Origin of the sequence: Protofrankia sp. Cas3, from assembly GCF_963555955.1 — a bacterium.
Lineage (GTDB): Bacteria > Actinomycetota > Actinomycetes > Frankiales > Frankiaceae > Protofrankia.
This window is the reverse complement of sequence record NZ_CAUVXP010000006.1, coordinates 59,974-74,255: the sequence shown is the minus strand read 5'-3', so window position 1 is coordinate 74,255 and position 14,282 is coordinate 59,974. Positions and strand designations below refer to the sequence as shown.

General features: G+C 67.9%; 11 protein-coding genes. 7 read left to right on the top strand and 4 right to left on the bottom strand.

The annotated features are described in order from the left end of the window. The first annotated feature begins 197 nt into the window (after positions 1 to 197). A complete protein-coding gene (gene groL, locus U9983_RS02540; protein WP_322752467.1) occupies positions 198 to 1,832 on the top strand; it encodes a chaperonin GroEL in 1,635 nt (544 codons plus the stop codon). 522 nt (positions 1,833 to 2,354) lie between these two features. Here the strand turns inward: groL and U9983_RS02535 are convergent. Further along, on the bottom strand, positions 2,355 to 2,687 hold the full coding sequence (locus U9983_RS02535) for a WhiB family transcriptional regulator (protein WP_322747196.1): 333 nt from the start codon (positions 2,685 to 2,687) through the stop codon (positions 2,355 to 2,357). Positions 2,688 to 2,840: 153 nt separating this feature from the next. On the opposite strand from U9983_RS02535, the gene U9983_RS02530 reads away from it, so the two are divergent. Continuing rightward, positions 2,841 to 3,965: a MerR family transcriptional regulator gene (locus U9983_RS02530; protein WP_322747197.1), complete on the top strand. Its 1,125-nt coding sequence runs from the start codon at positions 2,841 to 2,843 to the stop codon at positions 3,963 to 3,965. 19 nt (positions 3,966 to 3,984) lie between these two features. Here U9983_RS02530 and U9983_RS02525 read toward each other — a convergent pair whose 3' ends face one another. After that, positions 3,985 to 4,395 carry a DUF5319 domain-containing protein gene (locus tag U9983_RS02525; protein WP_322747239.1) on the bottom strand — a complete coding sequence of 137 codons (411 nt, stop codon included), beginning with the start codon at positions 4,393 to 4,395 and terminating at the stop codon, positions 3,985 to 3,987. Positions 4,396 to 4,738: 343 nt separating this feature from the next. Between U9983_RS02525 and guaB the strand changes: the two genes are divergently transcribed. From guaB to U9983_RS02500, 5 genes are all read left to right on the top strand, one after another. Beyond that, the gene (gene guaB, locus U9983_RS02520; RefSeq protein WP_322752466.1) at positions 4,739 to 6,289 is read left to right on the top strand and encodes an IMP dehydrogenase; all 1,551 of its coding nucleotides are present in this window, start codon (positions 4,739 to 4,741) and stop codon (positions 6,287 to 6,289) included. Positions 6,290 to 6,372: 83 nt separating this feature from the next. Further along, positions 6,373 to 7,491: a GuaB3 family IMP dehydrogenase-related protein gene (locus U9983_RS02515; RefSeq protein WP_322752465.1), complete on the top strand. Its 1,119-nt coding sequence runs from the start codon at positions 6,373 to 6,375 to the stop codon at positions 7,489 to 7,491. 175 nt (positions 7,492 to 7,666) lie between these two features. Further along, a complete protein-coding gene (locus U9983_RS02510; protein WP_322752464.1) occupies positions 7,667 to 8,908 on the top strand; it encodes a hypothetical protein in 1,242 nt (413 codons plus the stop codon). A 1,026-nt stretch (positions 8,909 to 9,934) separates the two neighbouring features. Further along, complete coding sequence (locus U9983_RS02505; protein WP_322752463.1) at positions 9,935 to 11,569, top strand: hypothetical protein; 1,635 nt, start codon at positions 9,935 to 9,937, stop codon at positions 11,567 to 11,569. A gap of 162 nt (positions 11,570 to 11,731) precedes the next feature. Beyond that, positions 11,732 to 13,132 (top strand): ABC transporter substrate-binding protein, encoded by a 1,401-nt coding sequence (locus U9983_RS02500; protein WP_322752462.1) that lies wholly within the window; start codon positions 11,732 to 11,734, stop codon positions 13,130 to 13,132. Between the two features lie 199 nt (positions 13,133 to 13,331). Here the strand turns inward: U9983_RS02500 and U9983_RS02495 are convergent, their stop codons facing one another. Further along, positions 13,332 to 13,928 (bottom strand): GTP-binding protein, encoded by a 597-nt coding sequence (locus U9983_RS02495; protein WP_322752461.1) that lies wholly within the window; start codon positions 13,926 to 13,928, stop codon positions 13,332 to 13,334. Further along, entirely contained in the window at positions 13,909 to 14,268 is a 360-nt protein-coding gene (locus U9983_RS02490; RefSeq protein ID WP_322747204.1) for a DUF742 domain-containing protein, read from the bottom strand. The genes U9983_RS02495 and U9983_RS02490 overlap by 20 nt, the downstream gene beginning before the upstream one ends. Positions 14,269 to 14,282: the final 14 nt, after the last annotated feature.

Sequence of the window (14,282 nt, the reverse complement as noted above, 5' to 3'; positions counted from 1 at the left end):
GTTCTGGATGGCATTCGTCCGGATCGGTGGAGCACGCCCGATCGCCGTTAGGGCGTGCTTTCCGAATCTTCGCTCGCATCACCCCCACCGGAATGCTCCGCGGTCGCGTGGGTTCCTGCTCCCGGGGTCCATCGAGCGATTTCCTGGCGGCACGCCCAGGGGCAGACACGCCCTGAGCCGGTTCGGGAGGACCACGTATGCCCAAGATTCTGACATTCAGTGAGGACGCTCGCCATGCGCTTGAGCATGGCGTGAATGCCCTCGCGGACGCTGTGAAGGTGACGATCGGCCCGCGTGGCCGCAACGTCGTCATCGACAAGTCCTACGGCGCACCGACGATCACCAACGACGGGGTGACGATCGCGCGCGAGGTGGAGCTCGACAACCCCAACGAGAACCTCGGCGCCCAACTCGCCAAGGAAGTCGCCACCAAGACCAACGACGTCGCCGGCGACGGCACCACGACCGCGACCGTGCTCGCCCAGGCCATGGTGCGCAGCGGGCTGCGACAGGTCGCGGCCGGGACGCCGCCGGTGGCGCTTAAGGCGGGTATCGAGGCCGCGGTCGTGGCCGTTTCCAACGCCCTGCTGGAGCAGGCACTGGAGGTGGACTCGAAGGAGGTCATCGCGCACGTCGCGGCAATCTCCGCCCAGGACGCGAAGGTCGGCGAGCTCATCGCCGAGGCGATGGACCGGATCGGCAAGGACGGTGTGATCACCGTCGAGGAGAGTCAGACCCTCGGACTGGAGCTCGAGCTCACCGAGGGGATGCAGTTCGACAAGGGTTACATTTCTCCGTACTTCGTCACGGACTCCGAGCGCATGGAGACCGTCCTCGAAGACGCGTACGTGCTCCTGCACCCGGGCAAGATCAGTGCGCTGGGCGACGTCCTTCCGCTCCTGGAGAAGGTCATGGAGGCGCGGAAGCCGCTTCTGATCATTGCCGAGGATGTCGAGGGGGAGGCGCTGTCGACTCTCGTCGTCAACGCGATCCGCAGGACCTTCCAGGTCGTGGCGGTCAAGGCGCCGGGCTTCGGCGACCGCCGCAAGGCGATGCTGCAGGATATCGCCGTCCTCACCGGGGGACAGGTCGTCGCTGCCGAGGTCGGTCTCAAGCTTGACTCGGTCGGGCTGGCTGAGCTTGGGCGGGCGCGTCGAGTTGTGGTCGACAAGGACACCACGACCATCATCGACGGTGCCGGGGACGAGACGACCATTGCCGACCGAGTACGCCAGCTTCGGGGCGAGATCGAGGCCAGCGACTCGGACTGGGACCGCGAGAAGCTGCAGGAGCGGGTCGCCAAGCTCGCCGGTGGCGTCGCCGTGGTCAGAGTCGGTGCGCCCACCGAGGTCGAGCTCAAGGAGAAGAAGCACCGTCTGGAGGATGCCGTGTCCGCCACCCGCGCAGCGGTGGAGGAAGGCATCGTGGCGGGCGGTGGGTCGGCACTGGTACACGCCGGCGCGGCCCTCGACGGCGGCCTCGGGCGCACGGGCGACGAACTGGCCGGTGTACAGATCGTTCGTGACGCGCTCAGCGCTCCGTTGACCTGGATCGCGAACAACGCCGGCCTGGAAGGCGCCGTGATTGTCGCGAAGGTGAAGGAGCAGCCCGTCGGCAGTGGCTTCAACGTGGCCCGGGGCGTGTACACCAACCTGATCGCCGACGGCGTGGTCGACCCGGTGAAGGTGACCCGCTCGGCGGTCGCCAACGCCGCGTCCATCGCTGCACTGTTGCTCACGACCGAAAGCCTCGTCGCGGAGAAGCCGTCGAAGGCCGCGGCCGCCGCCGGCCATGGTCACAACCACGGCCACTCGCACGGCCCGGGTTTCTAAGGGCGACCGGCAACAGGGGTGTAGATCAAGGAGCGGGGCTGCGGCGCTCTGAGGCGCTCTGAGTTGACGGGATCCGGCTTGCCGGGATCCTGACAGGCGTACTCCCGCGGATGTCGGTCGCACCGACCCGCGGCACCGCGTGGTGGATTCCCTCAGCACACCGGGGATTCCGGCCTCCGGCGGCGCGAAAAATCATGATCGCGCTGCCTTCGGCCCTCTCGGCCCGGCAGGACCGCCAACGTCCTGCCGGGCCTTTGCAGGTTCTCTGCCGATCTCGCTGAGGTCGCCGATCTCGCCGATCCCGCCGAGGTCGATCTCGCCGAGCGTTGCGGTCACACGTCGCGGGTGACCCATCCGGTGGGATGGACATGTCCGTGGATGTCGCCACCGCGGGCGCGCGATCTGACGATCGTCGCGCGCCCTTCGGCCCTCTAGCGCTGGGGACTGCGGCCTCCGGCGATGCGACAGAACCACGACCGCATCGCCTTTGGCCGGTTCAGCAGGCCGGTTCAGCAGGCCGGTTCAGCAGGCCGGAGCCAGACCGGGGCGTGACGGGCTGTGCCGAGCCGCGCCACGACGCGTTCGGCCGGTCAGGATGCCTTCTCGTTCGGACTCGCTCAGCCCGCCCCAAACCCCGTAAGGCTCGCGGGCGTGCAGCGCATGCTCGGCGCATGCCTGGATCACGGGACACCTTGCGCAGACGGCCTTTGCGGCGGCCTCACGAGCCGCGCGGGCCGGGCCTCGCTCACCTTCCGGGTGGAAGAAGAGCTCCGTGCTCTCTCCACGGCACGCACCGTGAAGTTGCCATTCCCACTTCTCGGCACCGGGGCCTGGAAGTCGTCGGACATCGGTCATCGGTCTGAGCCCCCCTCTCAACCATGGGCGGCAGGCGCCGCAGCTACACCGTAGTGCCGCGCCATATGTTGTTCAACACTGAGAATCACTCGGCGCGTGGTCGGTCGGAGCCGGTTAGTCGCCAAGTTGTGGGTACGGTCGCCGAGAGCCACCATGAGCGCTGTGACCCCCTCCCCGGAGCCGGCGGAGCGCAACCCGCGGTACACAGTCGCGGCGGTTGCCCGGCGGCTGGGCGTCGCGCCCGCGACCCTTCGAACATGGAACCGTCGGTACGGGCTCGGTCCGGCCGACCATGTGTCCGGTACCCGCCGCAGGTACGGCCCACACGACCTGGCCCGTCTGGAGTTCATGTGTCGACTCACACGGGATGGGATCGCGCCCGCCGAAGCGGCCCGGATCGCCAGAACCACACTGGTCGACGACCTACCGGAACCGCGTTGGCTGGCCCCGGTTCGAGCGATCACTGATGATCATACGCACGGTGTCGGACCCGAACCCTTCGAGGGCGGATCTGACCGCGGGGACGCGGACCTGCCGGCTACCACCGGGGAGCGCCTCGGGGCCGCGATCCCGGTGGATGACGATCGTGGCGGTCCCGATGAGCCGGCGGTTGCCGACCCTGCCGGTTCACGGGGTTCAGGCGGCCGGGTGCTGCCGCTGGCGGATGCCGGTATCGCTGCCCGGGGACTCGCCCGCGCGGCCATGGCGCTCGACTCGTCGGCGGTCACCCGCATCATGGCCCACGCCGTGGAAACGGACGGCGTCGTCGCAGCCTGGCAGGAGCTCGTCTGCCCGGTGCTGGTCGCCGTGGGTAGGCGCTGGGAACAGCGCGGTGACGCCGTGGACGTTGAACATCTGCTCAGCGACTGTGTCGCGGCGGTGTTCCGCCGGGTCGCGGATCGCGCGCTCGACACCTACACCCGACCGGTGCTGCTTGCGTGTACCCCGGCCGAACAGCACAGCCTCGCGCTGAGCGCGCTGGCGGCAGGTCTGGCCGAGCGGGGTGCCACCGCCCGCATCCTTGGTGCGGCGGTCCCGGTGGCCGCGTTGCGGACTGCGGTCGCCCGTACCGGGCCGGTAGCGGTCTTCCTGTGGTCGCAGCGTCGGACGTCCGCGGATGCGCAGGCGCTGAGCGGTTTACCGGTAACCCGGCCGTCGACATTGATCATCGTCGGCGGCTCGGGCTGGCGCCGAGCGACCCTTCCGGCGCGAGTCCGTCACGCGGGATCCCTGCCAGAAGCCCTCGACCTGCTCACCGGGAGTCCGCTCGAGCGTTAGAGCGACGCCGCTCGCCGGATCAGCCCGCTTCCGACGCCTCGCTTGTCTCGTAGACGCCGTCGGCATAGCCGCGTGCGTAGTCCCAGCTGACATAGGACGACGGGTCCGGGGCGTACGCGGGCTCGTGGACCCTGGTGCGGCCTTCGTCAAGAAGGTGGCGAAGGTTGCCCATGAGCAGATCCCAATCGAAGAAATGGGGTTCCGCGCATCCCTCGCAGTCAACGACGAGGCCGCGGTAGCCGCGGGGCTCCAACAAGGTCCGGAAGACGTCGAGGTCTCCGAGTTCGGCGAGTATCTCCTCACGCTCGTGCGGCGATAGGGGCTCCAGCAGCTCGGTGTCCTCAATCGGGTCGAGGTGCGCGAGCTCCGCTGTCGGATCCTCGGGGTCGCCCGCGAAGGGGTCGAGAGGCTCGTCGCTCACGCCGACCACGCTACGCCGGACACGGCCTGCTAGTGGCACCGATGGGCGACTCCAGACGTCGGCCGGTGTTCGGATCGCGCCTTTCGACCTGTTCGGAAGACTTGCCTGCGCACGCCTCGTGACCCGTGGTGCTGGATTGTTGCGCAGCGCGACATATCCGGCACCAGATCGGTTGTTTCAACGGATTTCGCCGTTCGTGTGATCATGGTTTTTTGTCGCACGCCCGGCGGCCGTGATGGGTCCTGCTGGCCAAAGGGTGTGCGATCATGGTTTTTTGTCGCACGCCCGGCGGCCGTGATGGGTCCTAGGATGTGAGTTTGGAGCCCGTGCCGAGGTGTGAACGGAAGATGCCATGAACAGTCCCATTCTCTCCCCGGCCGGGTCCGAGCCGGGGCCGATGCAGTCGGCGAAGCTGGCCATGCTGGGGCTGACCTTCGACGACGTGCTGCTGCTGCCGGCGGAATCGGACATCATGCCGGCGGATGCCGACACGTCCACCCGGTTGTCGCGGCACATCCGGTTGGCCGTTCCGTTGTTGTCCTCGGCGATGGACACCGTCACCGAGGCACGGATGGCGATCGCGATGGCGCGGCAGGGTGGCGTCGGCGTCCTGCATCGCAACCTTTCCATCGACGACCAGGCGCAGCAGGTCGACATGGTCAAGCGGTCCGAGTCGGGGATGATCACAACACCTATCACCTGCGGCCCGGATGCCACCATCGAGGATGCCAACGAGCTCATGGCCCGCTACCGCATTTCCGGGGTTCCGGTGACCGAATCGGATGGTCAGTTGGTGGGCATCGTCACGAATCGCGATATTCGTTTTGAACGGGACTATTCCCGGCTGGTGCGTGACGTGATGACCCCGATGCCGCTGGTCACGGCGCCGGTCGGGGCGTCGGTGGACGACGCGCTGGTGCTGTTGCGCCGGCACAAGATTGAGAAACTGCCCCTGGTGGACGGTCAGGGGCGTCTGCGCGGACTGATCACGGTCAAGGATTTCACCAAGCGTGAGCAGTATCCGCAGGCAACCAAGGATTCGGATGGACGCCTCGTCGTCGGTGCCGCCATCGGGGTGGGCGAGGACGCGTACAAGCGTGCGCAGGAGCTTGTCGCGGCCGCGGTCGACTTCCTGGTGGTGGACACCGCGCATGGCCACTCCCGGGCCGTGCTGGACATGGTGCGGCGCATCAAGAGCGATCTGCCGACCAGATTGGACGGCAGCCCACTTGATGTGGTCGCCGGAAATGTCGCGACCGCGGACGGCGCACGTGCGTTGGTGGACGCCGGCGCCGACGCCATCAAGGTGGGGGTGGGGCCGGGCTCGATCTGCACGACCCGGGTGGTGGCCGGGGTCGGGGTCCCGCAGGTCACCGCGATCTATGAGTGCGCGCAGGCCGTGCGCGAGGCTGCCGTCCCGGTGATCGGTGACGGCGGGATGCAGTACTCCGGCGACATCGCCAAGGCGATCGCCGTCGGCGCGGACACGGTGATGCTCGGTAGTCTTCTGGCCGGGGTTGATGAGAGTCCGGGTGAGCTGATCTTCATCAACGGTAAGCAGTACAAGGCCTATCGCGGGATGGGGTCCCTGGGTGCGATGCGCAGCCGGGGCACGACCCGGTCCTATTCGAAGGACCGCTACTTCCAGGACGACGTTCTCTCCGATGACAAGCTTGTTCCGCAGGGCGTCGAGGGACAGGTCCCCTACCGGGGGCCGTTGGCCGCGGTTGCCCACCAGCTGGTCGGAGGGCTACGCGCGGCTATGGGATACACCGGTGCCGCCACGATCGGCGCCCTTCAGCGGGATGCCCGGCTGGTGCGTATCACCTCGGCCGGACTCAAGGAGAGCCACCCGCATGACATTCAGATGACTGTCGAGGCACCGAACTACAACGCGCGGTGATCAGCATGTGCGGCCACCCGGCGTCCGATGGCCCCGTCTGCGGTGGCAGGCTTCCGGCGGCAGGTTCCCGGTGAGAGGACACAGTGGCTGAGGTCGAGATCGGTATCGGTAAGAGCGGGCGGGTGGCCTTCGGACTCGACGCCCTGGGTATCGTGCCGTCGCGGCGGACCCGTGACCCCGCGGACGTCTCGCTGGCATGGGAGATCGACGCCTATCGCTTCGACCTGCCGGTCGTCACCGCTCCGGCGGACGCGGTGACCTCGCCCGCGAGCGCGGTGACCGTCGGCGGTCTTGGCGGTCTCGGCGTTGTCCACGTCGAGGGTGTGTGGAGCAGGCACGAGGAGCCCGATTCGCTTCTGGCGGAGATTGCCGCGCTCGACGCTGATGCGGCGACCCGGCGGCTGCGCGAACTCTATGCGGCGCCGATCCGGCCGGAGCTGGTCGTCAAGCGGCTGGCCGAGATCCGCGAATCGGGTGTCGTCACCGCTGCCGCGCTGCGTCCCCAACGGGTCGCGGCACTGTACCCGTTCCTCCTCGAGGCCGGCATTGACCTTCTCGTCATCCACGCGCCGGCAGTGTCTGCCGAGCACCAGTCGCGGGCGGGCGAGCCGTTGAACCTCAAGCGGTTCATCGGCGAACTTGACGTGCCGGTTCTGGTGGGAGGATGCGCGTCCTTCTCGACGGCCCTGCATCTGATGCGGACCGGTGCCGCCGGCGTGATCGTAGGTGTCGGGCCGGGTGGCGCGGACACGACCCGTGCGGTGCTCGGTGTCGGGGTCCCGATGGCAACGGCGATCGCCGACGCGGCCGGAGCACGGATGCGCTACCTTGACGAGTCCGGTGGTCGTTACGTCCATGTGATCGCCCACGGTGGGATGCGGACGGGCGGCGACATGGCCAAGGCCATCGCCTGCGGTGCTGACGCCGTGATGCTTGACACGCCACTGGCCGCCGCGGCCGAGGCGCCCGGTCGCGGCGGTTACTGGTCCATGGATGTCCTTCACTCACGGTTGCCACGTGGCGTCTGGGAGCGTGTGCCGGTCATCGGAACGCTTCGCGAGATCCTGTTGGGTCCGGCTGCGGTGAACCCCGGCACGCTGAATCTGGCCGGTGCGCTGCGGACAGCCATGGCGACCACCGGGTATGCGACGGTGAAGGAGCTGCAGAAGGCAGAGGTGTTGGTCGCCTCGACGCTCTGCTAGCTTTCGGGTGCAATCGGTGTTCGGTCGGCGTCAGCGTCCCAGCTCCCCAGCGGCCGGATCGTCCCGTGTCGGACCGTTGGAGTGGCATTGCGGGTCCGGTTCGGATGCCGGGGTGACCCCGCAATCTGGCGGCATGGCACCCTGAAGGCGTCTGTTTCGGTCCGAAGGATGACACATGCGCATCGACGAGCACGGTCGCTGGGTCAGCGATGACGGCGCCTACGTCTGGGATGAGGCCGCCCAGACGTGGCAGTCGTCGGCGCCGCATCCCACCGGATCGGCAGGATTCACGGCTGCCGTCGATGCTGCCAGCCCTGCCACAGACGGCATCGCGGTCGAGTCCACCGGCGGCTTTTCCGTGGTTTCCCTCCATCACGATCCGGCGACGCCTCGGGACCCGGCGGCTTCGTCGGTGGCCGACGACCTTCCCATGGCGGGCACGGCCTGGCCGCAGCCCGTCCAAGTCGGTCGGTGGGATGCCGGCTCATGGCCGGGCGTCGACGTCGCGGCGGGGGGCCAGGCCGATGCCGGCGGCTGGGCACCGCTCGGCGGAGACGGGCAGATCGGCACCGATCTGAGCGTCGCCGGCGTGCCCGACAGCGACACGGGATCCTGGGATATCGCCCGGACGCCGGACCCGGTTGCCGGCGCATGGCTTGCAGGGGGCACGGGCGGCGTCGACATCCTGAGCAACTCCGATGCTCGCGCCGGGGCTGACATGCCCACCGACCTGGGGCCGGGCGGGCAGCAACCGGGCGGCCAGCAACCGGGCGGCCAGCAACCGGGCGGCCAGGAGATGGCATGGAGTCCGGTCCGGTTCGGTCTGGATGATCATGCGGTGGCGGCCCCCGGATGGGAGCCCGCAGAACGCGATCGCGACGAACACCCCGCTGCTGACGGTGTTGGGGATGTCGGCGCCCGAAGCCGCATCCCGCCTGCCGGCGCGCGTGCTCAGGGGCGTCGGCGACGTTCCTCGGCGCGGGCCCGACCAGCCGGGTTCAACCCGCCGAGCGGCGAGGCCGGCGGGAACGCCGGCAGGTTACCGCCGGGTGTGACATCGCTGCCGCGTCCCGCGCTCCTCACTGGAGCGGCGGTTCTGGCGCTTCTGCTCGGGCTGGGTGGGTGGCTCGTTTTTGGGCGGGATGGCACGAACACCGCGGTCACGGTACCTGTCAAGGTTACAGCGAGCCCCTCGGTGGGATCGCCCCGGCGGTACTCCGAGCCGGTGCGTGCGGCCTATCTGGATGAGTGCGTCCAGGTCAGCGGGGGACTGCGGACATACTGCACGTGCACGTTGGAGAAGCTGGAAGCCACCTACCCGGAGGATCGGTATCTCGCCTTCAACAACAATGTTGATTCCGCCGACTCGACCAGGGTCGTTCGTGAGATCGCAGACCAGTGTGCGAGTGCCGGATGATGAAGGCTGGTGTATGCTGAGTCCATCCGTTTTTTCGCGTTTCATGGGCAAATACGCCCTTGACCTGGGGGGCAGGACATGCCCACCGACGACTTCGGGCGCTGGTTGAGCGACGATGGCGCGTGGGTTTGGGACGGTGTTGCCAAGACGTGGCGTCCGCGGACGACGGCCGGTGATCCCGGCGATACGGGTGGGTCCGTGACCGGGCCACCTGAGCGAACTGAGGCCCCAGCGCGGCGTACGGACGACTTTTTCGCGGTGGAGCGGGTCGGCGAGGCTGACGACCGGTCCTACCAGCAGCCTGACGGGGCGTCAGCCTGGGAGCTCACCGGTCCGACGGACCGACAATCGGCCCGGGAGCACGGCGGGCGGTCCGACTCGGATTCGTTCATGCGACCGGCCCAGGCCCAGGCTATGGCACCGGTCGACCCGTTCGATGTCTCCTCCACCCATGATCGACCAGCGTTCGCCACGTACCCAGCCGTTGAGGACTCGCCGACTCCAGATAATCACATTCCGTGGACGGGTGGCTCGCGGACCCCGGTCGATCCCGGGCGAGGCGCGCCCAGCGGGCACCGGAATGGGCGCTGGGACCTGTCGGTGGGTAACGTTGACAACGGGCGATCCGAGCGCGGCGACGATCCTTCCCCACAGTCCTCGCCTGCGGGTCCGAGCGCTGGCTGGGAGCCCGATACAGGTCAGCGTCAGCCTGGAACCCCCCGCGGCTTCGGGCCCGGCCGTTCCGATGGTGTCGGCGTCGCCGATGCCGGTCGTAACCGGCTGCCGGCCGACAGCCGGCCGACGCCCTTCCCCGTCGGTGGTCAGGGCACATTCAGTCCACCGGCACGCCGGTCGCCGGAAAGCACCACCGGCGTGCTCGCCGATCGGCTGGCCGGCGACCCGACGACCGGGTCGCAGACGCCCCGAGGGTTCGGGGGCCCCACCGGCTTTCCTGCGGGGCGTGGATCCGGTGGGTACGGGGCTGGCGGCTCCGGAGGTCCGCCGACAGGCGGGGCCGTTGGTGGCGTGAACGGTTCCGCCGGTGATCATCAGGCGAACGGCTACGGCGCGTCGAACGGCTACGGCGGCTCGAACGGCCATAGCGCGTCGAACGGCTATAGCGGCTCGACCGATTATGGCGCGTCGAACAGTCAGAGCCCTTCGCAGGGCACGAACGGTTATGGGCTTGCCAGCCGCCATCCTTCGGGCTACCCGGGATCCACACGCGGTGGTTCCGATGGCCGCGATGCCCCCGCGGGGGTGGGTCCGGCCGCCGACACCGGCGGTGCGAATCGGGTCGAAAGCCGGGTAGCAGGATACTCCGGCTATCCGCCCACCCGGCAGGTTCCCCGTCGTACCGGCCCGGACGAGGGCGTCTACGCCCCGCCGGGCGGGCCCTCGCCGGCCGCCGGCGGACGGCGGGATGCCGGCGGCCGTGCCGCGATCCTCCCGCCGGCTCACTGGAGTCCTGCCGCACCGGGCGTTGATCCGCTTACGCCGTCGCGGACAGCGCTGGGCCCGGCGCCCACGCCTGCCGCGAGCGCTCCGCCGTTGACCGCTCCGTCGCGGGCTCTGCCCTCGTCAGCGTCCCACGCGATTGGAACACCTGAGCTGGACCGTGACGGTCCTTCCGGGCGGGCTCCGGGCGAGGCGGGCTTCGCCAGCGTGCCGCACCCTTCGCCCGGTGTTTCCGCATGGGACGACGACCTGCTGTCCCACGTTGCGCCGCCGGCCGCGCTTTCGTCCCGACCGTCGGCGGAGGCGGCGATGACCGAGGCCCTAAGGGTGGAGCCAGCGCCGGAAAGTGACGAGGACGACGGGGGTTGGAAACCATCCACCACGGTCCGCAAGAAGGTGGATCGTGGCGGCGCGGCGCCACCTCGAGTATCCCCCGGACGGGCGTCGTCGACCGGCGCGACCTCAGGCATGGCACGAACGGGGGCGAAGGAGGGCCGCCGGGCGTCGAGCGGTCGGGCGGCGGTCGGCACGAAGCGCGGCGCCAGCCGTCTTAACCACCGGCCCGGCGTGACCGGTCGGACCGGCTTCGATGCTGATCAGATTGACGACGTCGACTATGATCTTGATGCGGATATCGAGGCCGACGGTGACGAGGAGAACGATCACGGCGACTATCCGTCGGGGTTCTTCGCGCGCTATCGACACGGCTGGGTGGGCCCGCTGATCGTCGCGGTCGTGGTGTCACTCATCGCGATCGGTGCCTACGTCATGCTGATCGGCGGGAATGGTCACACAGATACGGCGCCGACGTCGGGGACGGCCACCTCGCGGCCTGGGGGGTCGCTGACGCCGACGACGAGTAATCCGGATGCCGCGGCGGGCCAGGCGCTGATCGACGGCGCCTACCGCTGCTACCAGGCGGACAGCGCGGACCTCAAGCCGCTGACCGCGGTCGCCGACAAGCTTGTGGTTCCGATGGGGCGAGGGGTGTACATCTGGAACGCCCAGCAGGGTACCTACACGATCACCCGCAACAGCCTGAGTACCGACACCCAGATCTTTGCCGACGTTCAGTTCACCGGCGGTCCGCTCAAGGACGTCAAGGCCCTGTTCTTCGATCGCGTGCGACAGGGCGACGCAGGCAAGGACGTGGGTGCCCTCACATTCGAGGACGGGACGAACCGGTGGTGCGCGATCAACTAGAGCCTGTCAAGGGGGCGCTCCTACCTGGCCGGGCCGTGCAACGGACCATCGAGTGACAATGCACGATGTATGGAACAAAAATACCCCTTTGGATCTCCCGTGGGTGGGTTGACCGGGACCCAGTGCCCAGGTTTCAACCCGGGTGCGGCAGGATCAGGTCCCATGCTCGGATCTGACCGTGTGACCGGCGCTGACCCGGTACGACCTGGCAGCCTTTCGGACTCTGGCGGCTACGCCACGACCCGCCCGCGTCGGGTGGTCGCGGCCCGGCCGGATGGTTGGGGCGGTGGTTCGCTCGACCGCCGGAAGTTGCTGGGTCTGGCTGGAATGACGGCTGCCGCCCTACCGCTGGCCGCATGCGGCGGCGGCGGCGCATCGACTGCGCAGAGGTCCGTCCGCATCGGCTACGTGAGCCCGCAAACCGGGGCGCTGGCCGCGTTCGGTGTCGCAGACAGGTATGTCACCGATTCGATGCGCACCTTCTACCGGCGTGGACTGACCATCGGTACTCGGACCTACCCGGTCGACATCTTTTTCCGGGACAGCCAGTCTGACGAGACCAGGGCGGCTCAGGCGGCCAGTGACTTGATTTTCATCGACGGCGTGGACGTCGTCCTGGTCGGGTCGACGCTGGACACCGTCAACCCGGTTGCGGACCAGTGCGAAGCGAACGAGGTACCGTGCATCTCCACGGCGGCTCCGTGGCAGTCGTGGTTCTTCGGGCGCGGTGGTGACCCGGCAAAGCCGTTCAAGTGGACCTATCACTTCTTCTGGGGCCTGGAGGATGTGATCAAGGTGTACCTGGGGATGTGGGCGCAGGTCGGAACCAGTAAGAAGGTCGGCGCACTGTGGCCGGACGACCCTGACGGCAGGGCGTTCGCGGGAGCCTTTCCGCAAGCTATTTCCGCGCGTGGTTACTCGCTGGTCGCCCAACCCCCCATACCGGCCGGTACAACGGATTTCTCCGCCATCGTGACCCAGTTCAAGACCAAGGGAGTGGAGATCCTCACCGGCGTGATGCCGGCGTCGGACTTTGCCTTGTTCTGGCGCGAGGCCGCGAAGCAGGACTTCAAACCGAAGATTATTACGGTGGCGAAGGCGCTGCTGTTCCCGGCGTCAGTCCTGGATCTCGGAACGAATGCGAACAACCTCGGCACCGAGGTCTGGTGGTCGCCCGCTCACCGTTTCCGCAGCTCGTTGACGGGAGCGACCCCCCAGGTACTCGCGGACGACTTCACCGCGAAGACCGGCAAACCGTGGCTGCAGACCCTTGGCTTCGTCCACGGGCTCTACGAGGTCGCCACCGAGGCGATCGTTCAGGCCGGCTCCCTCGGTGATCGGGCGGGGCTTGCGGCCGCCATCGGGAAGCTGCACATGAACACGATCGTAGGGCCGATTGCCTTCGGCAGCTTGGTGAACATCCCCAAGAATGTCTCGAAGACACCTCTGGTCGGCGGTCAGTGGCGCCAGGAGCAGGACAAGGGTTACAAGCTTGTCATCGTCGGTGAAGACTCGAACAGTGACATGGTGTCGGGGTCGGACAGGGTGCAGCAGTACAGCTGACCGGGCGGGCGCCGTCCGGCCGTCGGTTTGACTGACCGTCTGCCTGATTACCGCTCCGTGCCGTCCGGCCAGCCTTTCCCACGGCCATGCGGCGCAGGGTCGGCACCTTTTTGACGGCACCCACTCGTGGCGTCCCCGGGTCGAAGGCGACTCGACCAGTATTGCCTCGTGTCGCCTTCGACCGGACGCGAACCCGGGTTCAGGCCCGCGCCACCGCTCGGGACATGGTGTGCTCGACCACCGAGATCAGAGCGCTTTTCGTCGAGTCACGGTTTCGCGCGTCGCAGGTGATGATCGGTACGGCCTGGTTGATCTGCAGGGCTTCCCGGACATCGTCCATGGAATGCCGCAGGATGCCGTCGAAGCAGTTCACGCCGACGACGAAAGGCAGCTGTCGCTGTTCGAAGTAGTCAACGGCGGCGAAACAGTCGGCGAGCCGCCGCGTGTCGGCCAGCACGATGGCGCCGATCGCGCCGCGGACGATGTCGTCCCACATGAACCAGAAACGGTACTGTCCCGGCGTACCGAACAGATACAGGATCAGGTCATCATCCAGGGAGACCCGTCCGAAGTCCATGGCGACCGTGGTGGTCGTCTTGTCGGTCAGATGGGTCAGGTCGTCGACGTGCGCCCCGGCTTCGGTCATCACAGCCTCGGTGCGCAGGGGCACAATCTCCGATACCGAACCCACGAAGGTCGTCTTGCCGGCACCGAAACCGCCGGCAACAACAATCTTGACTGATGTCGTGGCGACGGACGAGTTGACCCGTCGGCGGTCAGAGTTTTCGAAGGCCACTGAGAACCCTTTCGAGCAGCGCGAGATCTGGCGCCTCGTCGCGGTCCGGTTGCTGGTGTACCCGGACGTAACCTTCGTCCGCCATGTCGCCTACCAACACCCTTGCGACGCCGAGGGGAACCCGCAGGCCGGCGGCGATCTCTGCGATCGATCGCACCTGCCGGCACATGGCGGCAATTGTCTGTTGCTCTAGGGCAAGGTCAAGTGCCCGATCTTCACCGAGAGTCGTCGTGAAGACAAGTGCCTCGATGGCAAGTTCGTACCGTGAGCGCGTCCGACCACCGGTCATCGCATACGGGCGGACAACCGGTCCGGGGGCATTCTCGGGATCGATGCTCACCCTGACCCCCTGTG

What these genes read in the sequence shown, in the direction of transcription:
- groL (WP_322752467.1), top strand. Translation starts at nt 198, where the DNA reads ATGCCCAAGATTCTGACATTCAGTGAGGACGCTCGCCATGCGCTTGAG.
- U9983_RS02535 (WP_322747196.1), bottom strand. Translation starts at nt 2,687, where the DNA reads ATGACCGATGTCCGACGACTTCCAGGCCCCGGTGCCGAGAAGTGGGAA.
- U9983_RS02530 (WP_322747197.1), top strand. Translation starts at nt 2,841, where the DNA reads ATGAGCGCTGTGACCCCCTCCCCGGAGCCGGCGGAGCGCAACCCGCGG.
- guaB (WP_322752466.1), top strand. Translation starts at nt 4,739, where the DNA reads ATGAACAGTCCCATTCTCTCCCCGGCCGGGTCCGAGCCGGGGCCGATG.
- U9983_RS02510 (WP_322752464.1), top strand. Translation starts at nt 7,667, where the DNA reads ATGCGCATCGACGAGCACGGTCGCTGGGTCAGCGATGACGGCGCCTAC.
- U9983_RS02500 (WP_322752462.1), top strand. Translation starts at nt 11,732, where the DNA reads ATGCTCGGATCTGACCGTGTGACCGGCGCTGACCCGGTACGACCTGGC.